This window comes from Brevibacillus sp. FW306-2-1A-C05A (assembly GCF_058781555.1).
The window spans coordinates 76,889-94,354 of sequence record NZ_JBYSWV010000017.1 but is presented as its reverse complement, the minus strand read 5'-3'; the positions used below and the strand labels follow the sequence as shown (position 1 = coordinate 94,354).

The 17,466-nt window shown below is 55.6% G+C and carries 21 protein-coding genes; 11 read left to right on the top strand and 10 right to left on the bottom strand.

Annotation, left to right across the window (positions count from 1 at the left end; all coding sequences use genetic code 11):
- Nucleotides 1-226: 226 nt before the first annotated feature.
- Complete coding sequence (locus AC3WJN_RS12780; protein ID WP_155808619.1) at nt 227-367, bottom strand: hypothetical protein; 141 nt, start codon at nt 365-367, stop codon at nt 227-229.
- 18 nt (nt 368-385) lie between these two features.
- A complete protein-coding gene (locus tag AC3WJN_RS12775; RefSeq protein ID WP_005828254.1) occupies nt 386-976 on the bottom strand; it encodes a phosphatidylglycerophosphatase A family protein in 591 nt (196 codons plus the stop codon).
- 246 nt (nt 977-1,222) lie between these two features.
- Here AC3WJN_RS12775 and AC3WJN_RS12770 point away from each other — a divergent pair, with 246 nt between their 5' ends.
- Nucleotides 1,223-1,927, top strand: a complete 705-nt coding sequence (locus AC3WJN_RS12770; RefSeq protein WP_005828252.1) for an alpha/beta hydrolase — start codon at nt 1,223-1,225, stop codon at nt 1,925-1,927.
- A gap of 2 nt (nt 1,928-1,929) precedes the next feature.
- Here the strand turns inward: AC3WJN_RS12770 and AC3WJN_RS12765 are convergent, their stop codons facing one another.
- Nucleotides 1,930-2,088 (bottom strand): hypothetical protein, encoded by a 159-nt coding sequence (locus AC3WJN_RS12765; protein ID WP_005828250.1) that lies wholly within the window; start codon nt 2,086-2,088, stop codon nt 1,930-1,932.
- A 149-nt stretch (nt 2,089-2,237) separates the two neighbouring features.
- On the opposite strand from AC3WJN_RS12765, the gene AC3WJN_RS12760 reads away from it, so the two are divergent.
- From AC3WJN_RS12760 to AC3WJN_RS12740, 5 genes are all read left to right on the top strand, one after another.
- Nucleotides 2,238-2,747: a YjcG family protein gene (locus AC3WJN_RS12760; RefSeq protein ID WP_005828248.1), complete on the top strand. Its 510-nt coding sequence runs from the start codon at nt 2,238-2,240 to the stop codon at nt 2,745-2,747.
- An 81-nt stretch (nt 2,748-2,828) separates the two neighbouring features.
- Nucleotides 2,829-3,281, top strand: a complete 453-nt coding sequence (locus AC3WJN_RS12755) for a GNAT family N-acetyltransferase (protein ID WP_007784544.1) — start codon at nt 2,829-2,831, stop codon at nt 3,279-3,281.
- A gap of 178 nt (nt 3,282-3,459) precedes the next feature.
- A complete protein-coding gene (locus tag AC3WJN_RS12750) occupies nt 3,460-3,978 on the top strand; it encodes a TetR/AcrR family transcriptional regulator (protein ID WP_005828244.1) in 519 nt (172 codons plus the stop codon).
- Between the two features lie 158 nt (nt 3,979-4,136).
- A complete protein-coding gene (locus tag AC3WJN_RS12745) occupies nt 4,137-4,304 on the top strand; it encodes a hypothetical protein (RefSeq protein ID WP_242507476.1) in 168 nt (55 codons plus the stop codon).
- Entirely contained in the window at nt 4,268-4,558 is a 291-nt protein-coding gene (locus AC3WJN_RS12740; protein ID WP_310670566.1) for a DUF3995 domain-containing protein, read from the top strand. The genes AC3WJN_RS12745 and AC3WJN_RS12740 overlap by 37 nt, the downstream gene beginning before the upstream one ends.
- Nucleotides 4,559-4,899: 341 nt before the next feature.
- On the opposite strand, the gene AC3WJN_RS12735 is transcribed toward AC3WJN_RS12740, so the two are convergent.
- Nucleotides 4,900-5,745, bottom strand: coding sequence for a PHP domain-containing protein (locus AC3WJN_RS12735; protein ID WP_007784549.1), 846 nt, complete (start codon nt 5,743-5,745; stop codon nt 4,900-4,902).
- A gap of 109 nt (nt 5,746-5,854) precedes the next feature.
- Between AC3WJN_RS12735 and AC3WJN_RS12730 the strand changes: the two genes are divergently transcribed.
- Nucleotides 5,855-6,214, top strand: coding sequence for a YugN family protein (locus AC3WJN_RS12730; RefSeq protein WP_005828236.1), 360 nt, complete (start codon nt 5,855-5,857; stop codon nt 6,212-6,214).
- On the opposite strand, the gene AC3WJN_RS12725 is transcribed toward AC3WJN_RS12730, so the two are convergent.
- Nucleotides 6,184-7,128 carry an MBL fold metallo-hydrolase gene (locus tag AC3WJN_RS12725; RefSeq protein WP_005828234.1) on the bottom strand — a complete coding sequence of 315 codons (945 nt, stop codon included), beginning with the start codon at nt 7,126-7,128 and terminating at the stop codon, nt 6,184-6,186. The two genes, AC3WJN_RS12730 and AC3WJN_RS12725, sit on opposite strands and share 31 nt — an antisense overlap.
- Nucleotides 7,125-7,904 carry a YitT family protein gene (locus AC3WJN_RS12720; protein ID WP_005828232.1) on the bottom strand — a complete coding sequence of 260 codons (780 nt, stop codon included), beginning with the start codon at nt 7,902-7,904 and terminating at the stop codon, nt 7,125-7,127. The genes AC3WJN_RS12725 and AC3WJN_RS12720 overlap by 4 nt, the downstream gene beginning before the upstream one ends.
- Nucleotides 7,905-8,148: 244 nt before the next feature.
- Between AC3WJN_RS12720 and AC3WJN_RS12715 the strand changes: the two genes are divergently transcribed.
- Nucleotides 8,149-9,519, top strand: coding sequence for a hemolysin family protein (locus tag AC3WJN_RS12715; RefSeq protein ID WP_005828230.1), 1,371 nt, complete (start codon nt 8,149-8,151; stop codon nt 9,517-9,519).
- Between the two features lie 104 nt (nt 9,520-9,623).
- Nucleotides 9,624-12,107 carry a UvrD-helicase domain-containing protein gene (locus tag AC3WJN_RS12710; protein ID WP_197187536.1) on the top strand — a complete coding sequence of 828 codons (2,484 nt, stop codon included), beginning with the start codon at nt 9,624-9,626 and terminating at the stop codon, nt 12,105-12,107.
- 149 nt (nt 12,108-12,256) lie between these two features.
- On the opposite strand, the gene fabI is transcribed toward AC3WJN_RS12710, so the two are convergent.
- The 3 genes from fabI to AC3WJN_RS12695 form a co-directional block, all read right to left on the bottom strand.
- The gene (gene fabI, locus AC3WJN_RS12705) at nt 12,257-13,030 is read right to left on the bottom strand and encodes an enoyl-ACP reductase FabI (protein ID WP_005828227.1); all 774 of its coding nucleotides are present in this window, start codon (nt 13,028-13,030) and stop codon (nt 12,257-12,259) included.
- Nucleotides 13,031-13,149: 119 nt separating this feature from the next.
- Nucleotides 13,150-13,302, bottom strand: coding sequence for a hypothetical protein (locus AC3WJN_RS12700; RefSeq protein WP_005828225.1), 153 nt, complete (start codon nt 13,300-13,302; stop codon nt 13,150-13,152).
- 68 nt (nt 13,303-13,370) lie between these two features.
- Nucleotides 13,371-14,099, bottom strand: coding sequence for a ZIP family metal transporter (locus tag AC3WJN_RS12695; protein ID WP_005828222.1), 729 nt, complete (start codon nt 14,097-14,099; stop codon nt 13,371-13,373).
- A gap of 256 nt (nt 14,100-14,355) precedes the next feature.
- On the opposite strand from AC3WJN_RS12695, the gene AC3WJN_RS12690 reads away from it, so the two are divergent.
- Complete coding sequence (locus tag AC3WJN_RS12690) at nt 14,356-14,973, top strand: MerR family transcriptional regulator (protein WP_005828220.1); 618 nt, start codon at nt 14,356-14,358, stop codon at nt 14,971-14,973.
- A gap of 160 nt (nt 14,974-15,133) precedes the next feature.
- Nucleotides 15,134-16,222, top strand: a complete 1,089-nt coding sequence (locus tag AC3WJN_RS12685) for an HD-GYP domain-containing protein (protein ID WP_005828218.1) — start codon at nt 15,134-15,136, stop codon at nt 16,220-16,222.
- 66 nt (nt 16,223-16,288) lie between these two features.
- Here AC3WJN_RS12685 and trpB read toward each other — a convergent pair whose 3' ends face one another.
- Nucleotides 16,289-17,455, bottom strand: a complete 1,167-nt coding sequence (trpB, locus tag AC3WJN_RS12680; RefSeq protein WP_005828216.1) for a tryptophan synthase subunit beta — start codon at nt 17,453-17,455, stop codon at nt 16,289-16,291.
- Nucleotides 17,456-17,466: the final 11 nt, after the last annotated feature.

Below are 17,466 nucleotides of genomic sequence, written 5' to 3'. Positions count from 1 at the left end.
CCGCTACTCTCCCCACACTCCCGGCCCCGCTCAGCCAAACGGCGGGCGCCCCGAACATGGGAACAGCACCAACGAAAAAATGGCTCTCGCTCATCCATTGCAAACACCTTTTCCCCTGCGAAACGGAAAAGCCTCACAGGCGAAAATCCTAAGAGAAGAAAACCCTAACAAGAGAAAACCTTAACAGACAAAAAACTGCAATGAAAAAAACGCAAAAAACCTGTCATCAAAAATCCTGCAGAGCAAAAAACCCGCCAAAACCGCCACACCCAAACCACAAAGATAGATAGGTAACAATCCAGGCAAGTAAGTCTGGATGCAAGCCTGCAAGCCTGTAAACCTCCAAACCGCAGTTCAGCAGTTCCACAACTCCACAGCTCCCCTGCTACCCGGCCTGCTCCGTCCCTTCACCTTTATCCTCCACGCGCAGCTCGGCTTTCAGCGCTTCCGCCTCGGAGCGGGCCAGCTCGGCTTCCTGTTCATCGCGCATGCGGTGGGCCATTCGGCTGGAAGCGTTTGCCGCCACGCTTGCGATCAGGTCGTCGAGGAATGTGTGTACGCGGCCCTCGGCGGACTTGGTGTCCAGTCTTTTGATGACGCCGACTTTATGTTTGTCCAGATGTCCAAAGGTTGTGACTGCGATGCTGCCGTATCCGAAGACCGATCCCAAAGCCAACGTCTCGTCGCACCCAAACAGGCCCTCGTCTGTTGCGATGATCGACTGGAGCGGCTCGGACAAAAGGCCCTTTTCCGCCAACGTATCCAACTCAACGCCAACTAAGATGGCGTGCTGCATTTCCCTTTTTTCCAAGACGGCTTTCACACTCTCGATGCACGGCTCCATGGTCAGGCCGGGATGGTACGGAGACTGCATGAGATAGACGATCTCCGCGATGTCCTCCACCGTGACGCCACGTTCTGCCAGGCGATTGAGAGCAGCGTTTCTGACTTCGATGCTGTGTACTTGCTTCTTCATATAAGAGACAACCCCTTCCACAAATCGAGTGAAGTCGTTTCCTACCATAGTATCACACGGTGACAAAATTGCGACAATCTTTCGCCCAAAGAACATGCGGACAACCTTGCCGTCCGCTTGTCGAAAAGCTCTTTGCCCACGAACCAACTCTCGTCATGGTTCTCGCAGCACACGAAAGCATTGGGCAGCCCATGCGCTCTCCTGTATAATAATTTTTGCGTAAACATCCATAAGGAGGACACCGCTGTGGCCCTTGAGGAAATCGTCTTGGACAGCCGGCATTTGGGAACGCCGGAAAAACTGATTGTCTACACCCCCAAACGCTATTCGCCGCTCTACTCCTACCCGGTCCTCTACGTGCAGGATGGCGACGATTATTTGGCCATGGGCCGAATGGCGACCTTGCTGGATCGGATGATCGAGGACAAAGAGCTGCCCGATCTCATTGCCGTTTTTCTTCCCGTCGAAAAAACAAAGCGTTTTGACCGCTACCATCCGGACGGCAAGGAGCATCTGGCTTACACCCGCTTTCTGGCTGATGAAGTCGTCAGCTTCGTGGATTCCCGTTACTCTACGCACCCACTCGGCAACGGGCGGACCTTGCTTGGGGAATCGCTCGGTGGCGTCGTTTCCCTGTTTACGGCGCTGGCTTATCCGCATACGTTTGGACAGGTGGCCTGCCAGTCGGGGGCCATGGACGAACGGCTGAACCGCCGTGTCGCGGAAGCTGAGCTGACGGTGCCGCAGACGTTTTATCTGGAAATCGGGACGGAAGAAACCGCTGTGAACTCTTCGCGCGGCGTCCTGAACCTGTATGCGGCCAATGAGGAGCTGCGAGCCATTTTGCAGACGAAAAAGGCCACCCTCTTCTACGAAACGTTCGAGGGTGACCATACGTGGGGCCACTGGCAGCAAAACCTCCCCCGTATGCTGCGTACGCTTTACGGGTAAACTTACCGTGGCTGTTCTTCCTGCGGGCCTTCATCCTTTAAGGGCGAAACGAGTGCTTCTTCGAACTCTCCTTTGCGAATCGCCGACAAAATGGTGAAGGTCAGCACTGACAACAGGAGCAGGACGAGAAAAATGAATGTTATCATCATGGCCGTGTACATGCAGTGCGGCACCTCCTTGCACTACACAGTGTGTCCCGACGCGGCCGGAATATACGGTTCGACGCATAACATTACACAAATGAAGAATTTTCTGTTAAAATAGTTTCTTGTAGAGCATGCATGATAGATAGCAAGGAGGAGTGGTTCTCATGATGTATAGTATCGTAATCTTTCCATCCAGCAAGGTGCAAGAAGTGGCCAACTCTTACCGGAAGCGTTATGACCCTGCATACGCATTGGTACCTCCATATATCCGTTTGAAAGAAGCCTTTGACCTTGAAGAAGCCAAGCTGCCAGAGCTGGTGAGCCATCTGGAGCAGGTTGCCTCCTCTACTGAAAGCTTTACTGCTCATTTCCATCGGGTTTCTACTTTCCATCCGACGACGAACGTCATTTATTTGGCTGTGCAAAACAAAGAGCCATTCCACGCCCTGCACGAAAAGATCGTGAACCAGTGTGTGTCGGAAAAAGAAACCTACGCGTACGTACCGCATCTGACCATCGGGCGCGACCTGTCCGACGATGAACTGCGTGATGTAACCGGACAATTGAGCATGGCCAAAATCGACCTGACGAGCGAAATTGACCGCTTCCACCTGATTTACCAACTGGAAGACGGCATCTGGAGCGTTTACCAGACCTTCCTCTTGAAAAAATAAAGCAAGATTGGCGCCCTCCCCGTGAGCTTGGCTTGCAGGGAGGGATCTTTTTACCGCAAAACAGAAAAGGACGTGTCCTCTATGAAGCAGCAATCTTATGTGATCCAAAAAGTAAACTCGGACCAGGAAATGCAGGATGCCCTCGCTGTGCGAAAAGCGGTGTTCATTGATGAGCAGGAGGTTCCCGCCGACCTGGAGATTGACGAGCATGACCAGCCAGCAAGCGGCACCGTTCATTTCGTCGCGTACAACGAGCAGCAACCAGTCGGGGCAAGCCGCTTGCGGCCGTATGAGCCTGGCGTGGGAAAAATCGAGCGCGTGGCGGTACTAAAAGACGAGCGCGGCACCGGACTGGGGCGCCAGATCATGATCGTCATGGAAGAAGCCGCCAAAGAGCTCGGCTTTGACAGCCTCAAGCTGAACGCCCAGACGCACGCGCAACGTTTCTATGAAAAGCTCGGCTACGAGCCGCACGGCGACGTTTTCGATGAAGCCGGCATCGAGCATATCGCGATGGTCAAAGCGTTGCGCTAACCGATTTCATCGCCAGACTGCAAAACTTGTTCGTCTCGCCCTCCGCCCTCCTTCACAATGGGAGCGGAGGGTTTGTTTGTATTTTTGGCTGGCGCGTCGCCTTTCGTCTTGACATGCCCTCGCTATCTGGAATAGGATGGAACCAAAACATACGCTACCGTATTTTCAGAGGTGAACGATGCAATACACACGCGAGGATTGGGTCCGGGCAGCGCTGGATACGCTTGGCGAGTCCGGCATCGAGGCTGTGCGCGTGGAAGCGATCGCGCGCAAGCTGCGAATTAGCAAAGGCAGCTTTTACCACCATTTTCAGGACCGCCGCGATTTGCTCGACGCCGTGATCGACTATTGGGAGGAGCACGCCACAGAGCGGATCATCGCGGCCCCCCAAGCGGACGACGCCACTTTGGAGCGGCTGTTGTCGTTTGTTTTTACGACAGAGCGCAAAGTCGAAGCGGCGATGTACGCGTGGGCCAAACAAAACCCGGACTTGGGCAAGCGGTTGGTCGGAATTGAAAAACGGAGAATCGGCTACGTCGCGGCCTTGTACGAAAAAAAGGGGCTGTCCTCCGCCGACGCATCTGCCCGTGCCCACCTGGCTTACCTCGTCTACATCGGCTGGCTGGTGCGCGGGGAGCTGGATGAGCCTTTTGACATCTCCGGGCCTTTGCAGCATTTTTTGACGTGGGACTGTTGAAAGCTTCTTTGCTTGGAAAAGCTTCTCTGCTCGCGAAAAGCTCCCGCAAAAAGGAGTTTTTCACGGCCAAAACATACGGTTGCGTATCTTTTTGTGTGAAAGAGGATAAAAGGGAAAGCCGACACCAAAACGGGGGCAACCCCAAGGAGGCGTTTTTCATGACCACTCTGTTTGTCCTGTCCGCCGCGTTTTTACTCGCTGCTGTATCGCTGCTGCACGTCTACTGGGCTGTTGGCGGAAGCTGGGGAGCCTTGTCGCCATTCCTGTATCCGCGGACAGTGCCCGCCCCTTGTTTCGCCCGGGAAAAGCGGGAACGCTCGCAGTAGCAGGCTTGCTGCTGTTCGCCGACTATTTGCTGCTTGCCAAAAGCGGCTACCTTGCGCCACTGATCGCGCCTGCCCTGATCCAATGGGGCTGCATCGCCTGCGCCGCCGTCTTTTTGCTGCGCGCCATGGGCGACTTTCGCTATGTGGGCTTTTTCAAGAAAGTGACGCACACTGCCTTCGCCCGCCAGGATACGCGGCTGTTTAGTCCGCTGTGCCTGTGGCTTGGGTTCGCGTTTGTAGCGGTCTTGCTCTAGGAGCAGCAGCAAACGGGGAGCTTCGCCTGCTGCTTTTTGCCCTGGGACTGGGATGGAAAAGCCGATCTGTCTGTACAAAAAGCCCCCTCTTCTGGGTTAGCCAAACTGGCTACAGACAGGGGGCTGACTTTTTTCTGATGAGACAAAAGGCTCCTGCGCTTTAGTTAGTCTTGCCGTCCAGCGATGGGGCATGGGGTTCTGTGCTTTGCACTGGCGAGCTATTGATTCAGGCTCGTTTCCCCTTTTCATTCCCGAGTGATTGACGACCGTGCCCTTCACTTCCGGGCGATTGACTCGGCACCGTTCATCTTTCTCGCTCCCCAATCATTGTCCCGGGCCCTTTACCCCCTCCGCCTCCGCGCTAACTCCCGCAACCGCTCCACGACCTCCAGCGACGCCGTGTGCGAGCCGAGCATGGCGTGAAACGGCTCCTCGCCGCGCCAGCCGTGAAAATCCGAGCCGCCTGTCATGACGAGGCCGTGCTCGTCGGCCCATTTGCTGTAGCGCAGCTTTTGCAGCTCGTCGTTGTCCGGGTGGTTCACTTCGATTCCGTCCAGCCCGAATGCGATCAGTTCGCGCACAAGCTCGTCATCGTCGTACAGTCCCGGGTGCGCCAGCACGGCTACGCCGCCCGCCTCCTGAATCAGCGTGATTGCCTCCTGCGGCGTGATGCGCGGCGGGTTGACGTACGCCGCTCCCCCTTTTCCCAGGTATTTGTCGAACGCTTCTTCCATCGTAGCGACGACGCCAAGCTCGATCAGTTCCTCGGCGATGTGCGGACGGCCGATGTTTTTGTCCGTCCCCTGCTTGCGGCGGTAGACGTTTTCCAGCGTGATCGCAATGCCCAGCTCCTGCAGGCGGGCGATCAGCAGTTGGTTGCGTTGATGGCGCGTCTCGCGCAGGCTCACCAGCCGCTCCTGGAACGCCTGATCTTCGTAAGGCACAAAATAGCCGAGCACGTGAATGTCCTGGCCATTGCCGACCGAGCTTACCTCCACGCCCGGGATGATTTCCACGCCGAGCTTCGCTCCCGCCTCCATCGCTTCGGCTACGCCTGCCACCGTATCGTGGTCCGTAATCGCAAGAGCAGCCAGTCCGGCTTCTTTTGCCAGGCGCACGTTTTCCGCAGGCTCGCAGGTGCCGTCTGACGCCTTTGTATGAGTATGTAAATCTGCTTGCTTGAGCATGTTGCTTCCACTCCTTCTTTTCGTTTTCTCTAAGTCTGAAATCCGCCCACCACTCATAGGATGGTACCAAACCCGAATTTTCTCACAGGTTGAGCCGAGGAGGATGTCCATGCGGTTAAAAAACAAGACCCTGACCGGTGTCGTGCAGCCACTCTCCTATGTCGACAAAATGCTCAGACAGCAGGGGTTTCACCGATCAGGCGGGGACGGCATGCCCACGTATGATGTCGTCATGTACGATTCTGCCAGCAGCAGCACGTATTTCCTGCGCATTCCCACCAATTTCACCAACTCGTCAACAGGCAAAGGCGAGATGACTGTCAAGCTGGGTCATCCGTATCTGGAAGCGAAATTTTACATGAACACCTCGGAAGAAATTTTCTTCATACCGAAATCCGTTCGGGAAGCAGCCGAGCACAAACTGGCAGAGATTGCCGATTACCTGTCTTCTCCCTCCGCTCCATCCTGAACCGTGCTCCACAGCCATCTGTTCGCAGCAAACCGATACGCCACTCTCTTTTCTTTTGCCAGGCCGACGAGATAGCCCATGAAAGCCGTCCGGAACAGGGCGTAGCTTGTCGCGTTCTCGATGGAAATGTGCAAGCGTTCACACAGGAGGGCGAGAGCGTCTTCTACTCCGCGCTCCTCTCTTAAAATGTCTTCGATGACGGCGTAAATCCGTTCATGCCATTCCATATTTTTGTGCACCGCACCTTGAGAGGAGGTGGTGTACGCTCCATGACCGGGCAAATATCCTCTGCAATCGGTCGACAGGAGCTTGCGCAAACTGTTCATCGTCTCATGTGCATCTACGAGAAACGGCAGCTTGTGCTTTTCCAATACTTCTTCACCCAAATAACTGTCCGCGGCAAAGCAAATGTCCTCGCAGATCAGACCGACCTGCTGATAGCTGTGCCCCGGCAGAGAAAGGATCGTAAACGGCACACCGTCGATTTCCAGCATCCCTTCTAATGGAAGGAGGTGGTCCACCCGGGAAGCTTGCGCCAGCAAAAACTTGTTTTTCAGCTCCGCAAGCGGTTCTGCTCCCATGTTCAAGTAGATGGGTTCCAGAACCGGATAGCGGATGATCGCTTCTTCCAGCGGTGGCGCGAATACTTTGGCTTCGGGCCAGCATCCGAGCAGGTAGGCGTTTCCTCCGAAGTGATCGGCATGAGCGTGTGTTTGAATGATCGCGCACAAGGGCTGGGCAATCGCGTCCAGCCCTTTTTTGATTTTTTTGGCGGTTTGCGCCTCCAGTCCGGAATCGATCAGAATCGCTCCGCTGTTGCCGATAACCAGGCCGATGTTGACGTGACCGGGAAAATAGCCGACCCGCTCGGTTATCATTTGCGGTGTATAGGCAGACACGATGTTGTCCCTCATTTCATCCTTTTCCTATTTATTTTCTCCAAAATGTCTGCTTCCCCTGCCCTGTTTGCCGATCTCCCTGCCGCTTTTGCGCGAACAGGCTCGCTTGGGCCGCTTTTTCTTTGCGCAATCGGCGAAAGCGACAGGCCAGGCCCGCGCTTCTCGCGTGTGCCTGCCTGCCAAGTATGCAGCGGACCGATGATCGTATAGGGAGGCTGCTGCCGTCCAAGCCCGCTGAACATGTGCGTCGTCGCCGCTACCGCGATGATGGTCACAAGCGAAAACACCGTGCGCTCCAGCCCGATCGTATGCAGCGAACAGAGGACGATCAACCCGTCGATGGCGAGAATCAGCAGCGCCACAGACATGTTGAAGCGCCTGGCCAAAAATTGCGCCAGCAGGTCGGTCCCCCCTGTATTCGTGTCAAAAGCGAGCATCAGACCGACGCCCATTCCGATCAACACCCCGCCCGTCACCGCTGATGCGGACGTCGACCAACTGTTGAAGCCGCGCAAATCCGAGAGCACGTCGATAAAAAACGAAGAGATCAGCATTCCGTGAAAGCTGTGGAAAAACAGCCTGCGGTCATAAAAAAAGACGAGGACATAAACCGGGATACTGACACCCATCATCACCATTCCGGGCGGCCATTGCATGTAATACGTCGCAAGCAGCCCGATCCCGATCATTCCCCCATCCATGAGGCGGTGCGGCACCAAAAACAGGTTGACGCCAATGGCAACGAGCACACTTCCGACGATGATCGCCACACTTTTTTGCAGCCAGTACACGCGCCTCCCCTCCCCCGGACAACTGCTCGCTTATGTGTATGAAAAGACAGATTCGGGTATGTCCTGACAATGTGCAAAATGCGCCAGAGCAAATCGGAACGTTTTGACTCTTCGGTTGACCTATTGGTATACTTACCTGTAACAAGGAAGATACGAATATTTAGCCGTTTTTGTTCGTACATTTAAAATACACTTAGCGTAACGGAGGTGAATTCTCCGCCTTTCGCACCGCGGGAGGCTGGAGGTGCGCTTGGAGAGTCCGATAGGGGAGATTACGCTGAATCTGCTGCTCGTGGTGTTTTTGGTCCTTCTGAACGGCTTCTTCGTCGCAGCAGAATTCTCGTTGGTAAAAGTTCGCCAAACTCGTCTGGCCCAGCTCGTCAGTGAGGGCAACAACAAACGTGCCCACTACGCGCAAAAGGTCACCCGCGAGCTCGACGCCTATTTATCCGCCTGCCAGCTCGGCATCACGCTGGCATCGCTTGGACTAGGCTGGGTTGGTGAGCCTGCAATCGCCCATTACGTCGAACCCATGATGGCCTATTTTCAATTCCCGTCCTATATGGTGGGGCCCGTTTCGCTTGCCATCGCGTTTGCCATCATCACATTCATGCATATCGTGTTCGGGGAGCTTGCTCCCAAGTCGCTTGCCATCCAGAGAGCGGAAGCAACCTCGCTGTGGACGGCTGCTCCGCTCATGTTTTTCTACAAGCTGAGCTATCCGCTCATCTGGTTTTTAAACGGCGCGGCCAACCTGTTCATCCGGCGTCTGGGCATCGAGCCTGCCCGGGAAAACGATCCGGCCCATACAGAGGAAGAAATCCGGCTGCTCGTCAACCAGAGCCATAAGAGCGGGCATATCGACCAGACGGAAATGGCCCTCGTGGACAACGTGTTCGAGTTTTCCGAACGCCTTGCCCGGGAAATTATGATCCCGCGCATCGACATGATTTGCCTGTACGACGACAACACATTTGACGAAAATCTCCAAATTATCCGGCAATCCCGCCATTCGCGCTTCCCTGTCGCGCACGAAGACAAAGACAGGCTGATCGGCTTCGTTCACACGTCCGACTTTTTCCTGTCGGCGCTGACAACCGGGAAAGCCGAGCTGAAAGATTTTCTCCGTCCCCTGCTCACGGTGCCGGAATCGATGGAAATCAGTCACGTATTGCGGCTGATGCAAAAACGCCGCTCGCAAATTGCGATCGTCATTGACGAGTACGGCGGTACGGCGGGTATTTTGACGATGGAGGACATTCTGGAAGAAATTGTCGGCGACATCCAGGACGAATTTGATGAGAACGAGCGCCCGGAAATCGAAGAAAGCGCAAGCAATGCCCTCTCCGTTTCCGGCAAAACGCTTTTGGCCGAGCTGAACGATTTTTTGACCATCGAGATCGTCTCCGATGAGGTCGACACGATCGCCGGTTGGCTCTACAGCCAGTTAAACGAGGAAGTGACGCTCGGAAAAGCCGTCATGTACCAGGGCTATCTGTTCACCATCAGCGAGCTGGAAAACCATCGCATCACCCGTGTAGCGATCACCCATCTGGATGAGGAAGATTCAGCCGCCCTTCCCGACGATACGATTTTACTGCACGCCCAATCGTAAAGAACGACTTTTTTGGCACGTGTCCCCTGCCGCCAGGGGGCACTTCTTGTTTCCACGGTCCGCGTACGACTTTGACAAAGAAGCTGCTTTATCGAGGTGTCATCATGAACTATGCGTTACTAGACAACAAACCTATCCTGTTGCAGCCCGAGACTTACAACCGCATCCCGTACTGGCGCATGGCCGCCCGGCAGGACAAGGTTCGCTGTCCAGCCTGTACCGCCGCGCTGCGCCTGATTGCCGGAATCAGCTTTGAGCCGTACTTCGCGCATCCGGAGGGAGCCGTCTGCCCGCTTTTGGCGCAAGACAGCTCTGCTTCCATGGAGTGGCTGCAAGCTTTGGACGAGACTGCTGCGGCCGTTCTGCACCCGCTTGTGACTGGCGCAAGCCCTGGTGCTGCGACTGACGCTGCGCCCGCTCTCGCTGATGATCCGCATACGCGCGCGCCTGAGCACGCGGCTGCTGTCGACAGTTCGCTCGCCTTTTCGGATGCGGCCGTCCCGGCTCCGGCACAAACGCCAGACGAGCCTGCTGCCCGGGAAGAAGACACGGCGATGATCGGCTCTTTTCGCTTGCCGAAAAAAAGGGCGATTGGCAGCACGGTCACGCCTGCACCGCCTCCGCCAAAGCCTCCGGTCTTTCGCAAACGGTTTATGCCCAAAAAGACGATTGCGCATTTGGCCGAGCAGCAGTTGGACCAGCCGCTTCATCCTACCCAGCAGCAAGCCGTGCAAACGACTGACGGCCCGCTTTTGATCCTCGCCGGAGCCGGCAGCGGCAAGACGCGGGTCATGACGGCCCGCACCGCTCATCTCATCAAAGACTTGGGCGTGGAGCCAAAACGGATCATGGTCGTGACGTTTACGACCAAAGCAGCAGAGGAAATTCGCCAGCGCATCGCCCGGCAACTGCCGTCCGGCCAGGCTCGCGAGCTGATTGCCGGAACGTTCCACAGCATTTTTTACCGCATGCTGTTGCACCATCAGCCAAACGGCTGGGATCAGCAGCGGCTGCTGAAAAAGGACTGGCAAAAGTGGCGGCTGCTGCGCGAAACCGGAGCATTGCTCGGCCATGACGAGCTTATGGCGCTGAAAGAAACGGACATCACCGAAGCGCTCAGCATCGTCAGCCGTTGGAAAAACGAATACATTCTCCCGCAGGAAGCGGCTTTTCGCGAGGCGGCGACCGATGCGGAAAAACGGGCCGCCCAGCTTTACCCGCTCTACGAGGCCGCGAAAAAAAAGCACCAGTGGTTTGATTTTGACGACATGCTGCTCGGCTGCTACGAGCTGTTGCGCGATAACCGCGATCTGCTGCAACGCTACCAGGAGCGGATCACCCACGTCATGATCGACGAGTTTCAAGATATTAACCGCATCCAGTACGAAACGGTCAAGCTGCTCGCCGCACCGCAAAACAACCTGTGCGTCATCGGCGATGATGACCAGTCGATCTACGGCTTTCGCGGCAGTGACCCCCAGTACATATTGGGCTTCACCAAAGATTTTCCGCAAGCTTCCACGATTACGCTGGAAGTCAACTACCGCTCCCACTCCTCGATCGTCAGCCTCGGCTATTCGCTGATCGGCCACAACCGATCTCGCTGGGAAAAAGCGTGCCGGTCGTTCCATCGCGAAGAAGGCGACACGTTTTTGTTCGAACCGGACGACGAAGAAGAGCAGGCATCCCGAATCGTGGATGAAATCGTGCATCGGCGCGAGCAAGGAACGGCGTTCGGCGAGTGCGCGGTGCTGTACCGCACGAACGAGTCGGCCCGGCCGATCCTGGAGCGGCTGAGCGAGGCAGGCATTCCGTTTCACTACACGCAGGAGGAAGACTCGTTTTACCAGCGCCAGACAGTACGCTGGACGTTGCACTATTTGCGGCTGGCGCTCAATCCGGACGATACAGACGCGTTAAAAGAAATTTTGCCGACGCTCTACATCTCCGGCGATGCCTGGAATGCCGTGCGCAGCCAGGCGATTCTCGAGGACAAGCCGATTTTGCACATCCTCCCGCATCTGACCCAGCTCAAGCCCTACCAGCGCAAGCATATGCAAGCGATCAACGACATTCTCGCCGCCTGCAAAGACTGCCCTCCTGCCCAGGCGCTGGAGCTGATTTACGAGGACGGCAAGCTCCGCGAATATTTGAAAAAGCGGGCGCGTGACCGGGAAGATGGCCGGGAACGCTGGAGTGACGAGCTGCAGCAACTTCTCTCTGCCGCCAAGCGCCACGCGACGATCCGCGACTTTTTGGCCTACATCGAGCAGATGATTAGACAGGAAAAAGAGTGGCGCAATCTGCGGCCACTCCCGGATGAAGCTGTACACGTATTGAGTATTCATCGGGCAAAAGGGCTGGAGTACGATCACGTCTTTCTGCCTGATCTGGTCGAAGGCGCCCTGCCGCACGAGTACACGCTGGACGAGCTGCGCAAAGGCGGGGCGACAGCCCTGGAAGAAGAACGGCGCCTGCTATACGTGGCGATTACCCGGGCCCGCCGCAGCCTGTGTATCGGTATCCCCCGGGAGCGCTTCGGACGCAAGACCCGCCCCTCCCGTTTCATCAGCGAAATGGGCCGGTAAATACTGATAGCCGCCGCCCATGTAAATCAGAAACTCTTCCATGTTCGTAATCAATGGAAACATAAGCCAGGCTCCCTTCGTCGCATTTTGGTTAGTATGCGAGCAAAGGGAGCCTGTTATTCATTCGTATGGGCGCAAAACTTGGCCGCTTAGCCGCCGATGATGTTGTATCCGGCGTCTACGTGCAAAATCTCGCCCGTAATGCCTCTGGACAGGTTGCTGAACAGGAAGAGGGCTGTATCGCCTACTTCGGTCTGGTCAATCGTCCGGCGCAGCGGCGCTTTTTCTTCGATTTCTTTCAGAACCGCGTTGAAATTGCGGATGCCTTTTGCCGCCAGGGTGCGGATCGGACCTGCGGAAATCGCGTTGACGCGAATGTTTTCCTTGCCGAGATCGTTCGCGAGGTAGCGCACCGATGCGTCCAGCGCTGCTTTGGCTACGCCCATGACGTTGTAGTTTTGCACGACGCGCTCGCCGCCCAGGTAAGTCAAGGTCACGATGCTGCCGCCTTCTGTCATCAACGGACGAGCTGCGCGGGCAACCGCCACCAGCGAGAACGCGCTGATGTCTTGCGCAAGCGCGTAGCCGTCACGGGAAGTGTTGACAAATTCGCCTTCCAGCTCCTCGGTTTTGGCAAACGCGATGCAGTGCGCCAAGCCGTGAATGACGCCGACTTTTTCCCGAATCGTCGCAAACGCCGCTTCCACTTCTTCATCTTTGGTCACGTCGCAGTTGACCAAGAGCGATTCCTTGCCCAGTTTGGCGGACAGCTCTGCCACGTTTTCGCGCAGACGCTCTCCCTGATAGGTAAAAATCAGGTTCGCTCCTGCGTTGTGCAAAGATTGCGCAATTCCCCAAGCGATGCTGCGGTGGTTCGCTACACCCATGATTACGATATTTTTGCCTTGCAACAATGTATTCATTATGTATTCGCCCCTTCCCAAGCTATTCCCCGCCATTATAACCGATCTTGTCCTTCGTTACGAGAGGGGCGGAAGAAAAGAGCGCGAAACGCTTCGTTTCGACAGCGGCTTTTTGGCTGTTACTCGGCGGCTCCATCCTGTTCAGTCAGCGGCTTTGCAGAAGCAAACGTCCCCCACGTTTCGTCAAAAGGATTCAGCGACGTCCCCATGACCGGGAACTCCGTTACTCCCTGTGCGGCTTCGTCGAACTGGTTCAGATTGGGCTGGTTCATGCTCACAAGACTCCTTCCATCCTGCTGCGATTCCATTGTTTTCTTAGGCTGGCAAGGAGCGCCCCTGTTTATGCATGCAGATGATTGGCATGCATGTACGCCGACAGCACAATGTAGATCAGCACCGCGCCAAAAAAGTAGACGCCGTATTCCGCCCGCCTCGCCTGCACGATATACGGCACGAGGTGGCTTGCTGACACGTACAAAAAAATTCCCGTCGTCATCGCGAGCATCACGCTCGACCAGTCAGGCGGAAAAAACCGTTCGGCAAGCCCGAAGCTGCATGCCCCCACTATCGTGGCAATCCCGAGCGAAGTCGCGCCCCACAATGCTTTTTTCCGGGAGTTCGTCGCGGCGAGCATCAAGGAGGCTACCGTGACCCCATCCGGTATTTTATGCAAAAGCATCGCCAGCAGGACAGACATGCCGACCTCTGCGTCCACCTTCAAGCTCGCCACGAGCGACACCCCTTCGACAAAAGCGTGCAGCAAAAAGCCGCCCAGCACCCCGATCACGCCCGTCGAGCCGATTTCCCCTCCGGCCGCCTTTCCGAGCAGCTCCAGCGCGAACAACGCGGCAAAGCCTACGAGCACAAACGGCATCATCCGCGAGCTTTCCCCCTGGATGACGTGCGGCATCAAGTCCAGCATCGTAATCGCCAGCAACAATCCGGCCCCTGCGCTAATCATCGCGAACAGCGCTTTGCGCGACCAGGCGCGAAGACAGAGCAGAAGCCCGCCGATACAGCTCGCAAGCGCCGCAGCAAGCAAAACAAGCCAAAAGAAAGGTTGCATCATACGGTCCTCTCCTCATCCCGCATGAGTATGGGGACGTGTATTCCTTCCATATGTACGCGCCTGTCCGGGTCAATATGAGTGAGCCAGCCACAATTTGTCCGGCTCGTGACGGAATGACAAAAAACGGAGCACCTGTCCGAAACGGGCGAAATGCCACTACTTTTTAGAACCTTTGTCGATTCTCTCTTACCCGGAAAAAAATGGTGCTATAATGAGTCCACCGGGAATACCGAGGGGAAAAAAGGAGTGATTCGGGATGGATGTACAAGTTTGGATGGCTTCGAAAGAGGTAGCTGATCGCCTTGACGTACATGTTCGTACGCTGCGCAACTGGCTGGACTTGTTCGTACCCGCAAAGGAACGTCTGAAAAATCCGCAGGGTCACTATTTGATTAGCGAAGCGGGCTTTGCCCTCTTGAAAGAAGTGAAGGAACGCAAAGATAGCGGAAACAGCTCGCTCAAGGAAATTCAGCGACAGCTCATAGATGAAGGCCGTTTGTCGGAAGAAATGCTGACTGCCGAAGAGTACGCCAGTGCGGAAGAAACAGCCGTAGCCCTCAGTTCCGGAAGCAACCTGGAAGCAGGCGTGAAGGAAATGGAGCTGGCCGTTCACGAGACGCTGCTGAAGTTCCAGCAGGAGCTGGCCCAGCTTTCCTCGCTGAACAACATGCAGTCGGCCATCCTGCAAAAAATCGCCGACATCGAAGAGATGCAGGAATCGCTGCGCCTGGAGATGCGCCGCGTCACCTTCGAGATGGATTTGATGCAGCAGCGCCTGACCCGCCGCAAGGAACGGTACGCCCGCCACGAGCCACGCTGGTCGTTGAATCCGTTTCGCTGGTTTACCCGCTCCGACCGGGCGGCAGAACAGTGAGTTTGGCGAAAAAACGACAAAATGGGAAAAACCGACAATTTTAAGAAGTGACGGCAAGCAGTAGTGCCCTAGACTTTCCATATGATAGAATTGTACTAAGCGAACTGGCAGAATATCAGGACTATTTACATTCTATCGACAAAGGACTGGGGCTTTCGTTGTGAGAAAATTGCATATTACTTCAGTGAAGCCAGGAGATGTTATTGCCAAAAGCATTTTTCAGGAAAACGGGAACGTCCTGCTCGGGATGGGCGTACAACTGACGGAACGCTACATCGAACGCCTCAAGCAATTAGGGATTGATACACTCTACATTCAGGACAAGCGTACAGACGACATTATCCCGGAAGACGTCATTCGCGATGAGACGCGCAAACAGGCGGTCGATGCCGTGTACAAGAAGATGACCACCCTGATGGACCAGCCGCACATGAAACGCCGTACCTCTCTGCCTGATTTTGGAAGCGCTTTTCAAAAGGTGTTCAAAGAGATATTGCAAGACTTGAGCAGCAGAAAAGACGTGCTCGTCAATCTGTCCAATCTCCACGTAATGGACGGCTATTTTTTTCACCACGCCGTCAATGTCGCTGTGCTCGCAGGTGTGGTTGGCCTGGCAAAAGGCTACAACCAGCAACAGATGCTGGAGCTTGGCATCGGCGCCTTGCTGTTTGACATCGGAATGACCCAAGTGCCAAAAGAGCTGTGGAGCTTGCGCAAAGAGTTGACAGCCGAAGAGCGTCAGCGCCTGCAATACCACACCGAAGAAGGCTTCAATCTCCTGCGCAGCCAGCATAATATTTCCGTCGTTTCCGCGCACTGTGCGCTGCAGCATCACGAGCGCTACAACGGGACGGGCTATCCGCGGCAGCTCTGTGGCAAGGACATTCACGAATACGCGCGCATCGTCGCGATTGCGGACGTCTACGACGCGCTGATCTCGCCGCGCCCTTTTCGGCAAAGCTATTCCCCCTCGGATGCGACCGAGTATTTGTTTGCTTCGGGGAATACGTATTTTGATCTGGAGCTGCTCAAGCTGTTTTTGCAGCACGTCGCCATTTTCCCGATTTCCTCCACCGTTCAGCTCAGTTCGGGACATACGGGCGTCGTCTCGCGGGTCAATCCGCTCGCCGTCAACCGGCCGACGATACGCATCCTGACCAACGAGGACGGCTCCGAGGTCGCTGCGCCGTTTGAAATCAACCTGTACGACAAAGAATGGATGAGCGTCACGATTGTCAAAACATTGTAACAATTCCAGTCATAGAAACAGCAGCCACTCCGCTATCGGAAGGGCTGCTGTTGTTTGCGCTATTTTCTAGTCACGCAACAGGCGAAATACTTGCTCGACGTCTTTGTCGCCGCGACCGGACAGGTTGACGATCACAATCTGCTCCCGCGACAGCGTCGGGGCAAGCTTCAGCGCGTAGGCGATGGCATGGGCGCTTTCCAAGGCAGGGATGATTCCTTCCGTCCGGGACAGCTCCTGGAAAGCGGCGAGCACTTCTTCGTTCGTCACGGTGTAATATTCCGCCCGCCCACTCGTCTTGAGCTGGCTGTGCTCCGGCCCGATGCCCGGATAGTCCAGCCCGGCAGCAATCGAGTACGTTTTTTTCGGCTCTCCCTGTTCATCGAGCAGCACGAGGCATTTGAAGCCGTGAATGACAGCCGGAACCCCTTCGGTCAAGGTCGGGGCCTGGTCTGGCTCCACTCCGATCAGGCGCACGGAAGGCTCGTCAATGTAATGGGCAAAAGCACCGATCGCGTTGCTTCCGCCCCCTACGGCAGCGATGACGGCATCAGGCAACCGCCCTTCCTTCTCCAAAATTTGGCGCTTCGACTCCTCGCTGATGATCGCCTGGAAGTGCTTGACCATCGTCGGGAACGGATGCGGCCCTACAGCAGAGCCTAGCAAGTAAAACGTGTTTTGGTAGTTTTGCACCAAATCGTTCAGCGCTTCGTCTACCGCGTCTTTCAATCGGCCCTGCCCTTTGGACACAGGCACTACTTTTGCCCCTAACAACTCCATCCGGAACACGTTCAGCGACTGGCGCTTCGTATCTTCCTCGCCCATGTAGATGATGCATTCCATGCCAAACATCGCGCACGCTGTCGCCGTCGCCACGCCGTGCTGCCCCGCTCCCGTCTCGGCAATGATCCGGTGGGCGCCCATGCGCTTGGCGAGCAAAATTTGCCCGATGACGTTGTTGATTTTATGGGCACCTGTATGGTTCAAGTCTTCACGTTTCAAGTAAATTTTCGCGCCGCCCAGCTTGTCCGTCAAATGGCGGGCATACGTCAACGGATTTTCCCGTCCGACGTACTCCTTCAAATAATACCGGAACTCTTCGTTGAACTCGGGATCGTCCTTGTACGTCTCAAACTGCTCTGCCAAGTAATCCAATACTTCCTGCAGCTCTGGGGGAACAAAGCTCCCGCCGAATTCACCGAAATATCCCTTTTTGGTCTGCTCTGTCAAAGACATGCTCATCTCTC

What these genes read in the sequence shown, in the direction of transcription:
- AC3WJN_RS12775 (WP_005828254.1), bottom strand. Translation starts at nt 976, where the DNA reads ATGAAGAAGCAAGTACACAGCATCGAAGTCAGAAACGCTGCTCTCAAT.
- AC3WJN_RS12765 (WP_005828250.1), bottom strand. Translation starts at nt 2,088, where the DNA reads ATGTACACGGCCATGATGATAACATTCATTTTTCTCGTCCTGCTCCTG.
- AC3WJN_RS12760 (WP_005828248.1), top strand. Translation starts at nt 2,238, where the DNA reads ATGATGTATAGTATCGTAATCTTTCCATCCAGCAAGGTGCAAGAAGTG.
- AC3WJN_RS12755 (WP_007784544.1), top strand. Translation starts at nt 2,829, where the DNA reads ATGAAGCAGCAATCTTATGTGATCCAAAAAGTAAACTCGGACCAGGAA.
- AC3WJN_RS12750 (WP_005828244.1), top strand. Translation starts at nt 3,460, where the DNA reads ATGCAATACACACGCGAGGATTGGGTCCGGGCAGCGCTGGATACGCTT.
- AC3WJN_RS12745 (WP_242507476.1), top strand. Translation starts at nt 4,137, where the DNA reads ATGACCACTCTGTTTGTCCTGTCCGCCGCGTTTTTACTCGCTGCTGTA.
- AC3WJN_RS12735 (WP_007784549.1), bottom strand. Translation starts at nt 5,745, where the DNA reads ATGCTCAAGCAAGCAGATTTACATACTCATACAAAGGCGTCAGACGGC.
- AC3WJN_RS12730 (WP_005828236.1), top strand. Translation starts at nt 5,855, where the DNA reads ATGCGGTTAAAAAACAAGACCCTGACCGGTGTCGTGCAGCCACTCTCC.
- AC3WJN_RS12725 (WP_005828234.1), bottom strand. Translation starts at nt 7,128, where the DNA reads ATGAGGGACAACATCGTGTCTGCCTATACACCGCAAATGATAACCGAG.
- AC3WJN_RS12710 (WP_197187536.1), top strand. Translation starts at nt 9,624, where the DNA reads ATGAACTATGCGTTACTAGACAACAAACCTATCCTGTTGCAGCCCGAG.
- fabI (WP_005828227.1), bottom strand. Translation starts at nt 13,030, where the DNA reads ATGAATACATTGTTGCAAGGCAAAAATATCGTAATCATGGGTGTAGCG.
- AC3WJN_RS12700 (WP_005828225.1), bottom strand. Translation starts at nt 13,302, where the DNA reads ATGAACCAGCCCAATCTGAACCAGTTCGACGAAGCCGCACAGGGAGTA.
- AC3WJN_RS12695 (WP_005828222.1), bottom strand. Translation starts at nt 14,099, where the DNA reads ATGATGCAACCTTTCTTTTGGCTTGTTTTGCTTGCTGCGGCGCTTGCG.
- AC3WJN_RS12690 (WP_005828220.1), top strand. Translation starts at nt 14,356, where the DNA reads ATGGATGTACAAGTTTGGATGGCTTCGAAAGAGGTAGCTGATCGCCTT.
- trpB (WP_005828216.1), bottom strand. Translation starts at nt 17,455, where the DNA reads ATGTCTTTGACAGAGCAGACCAAAAAGGGATATTTCGGTGAATTCGGC.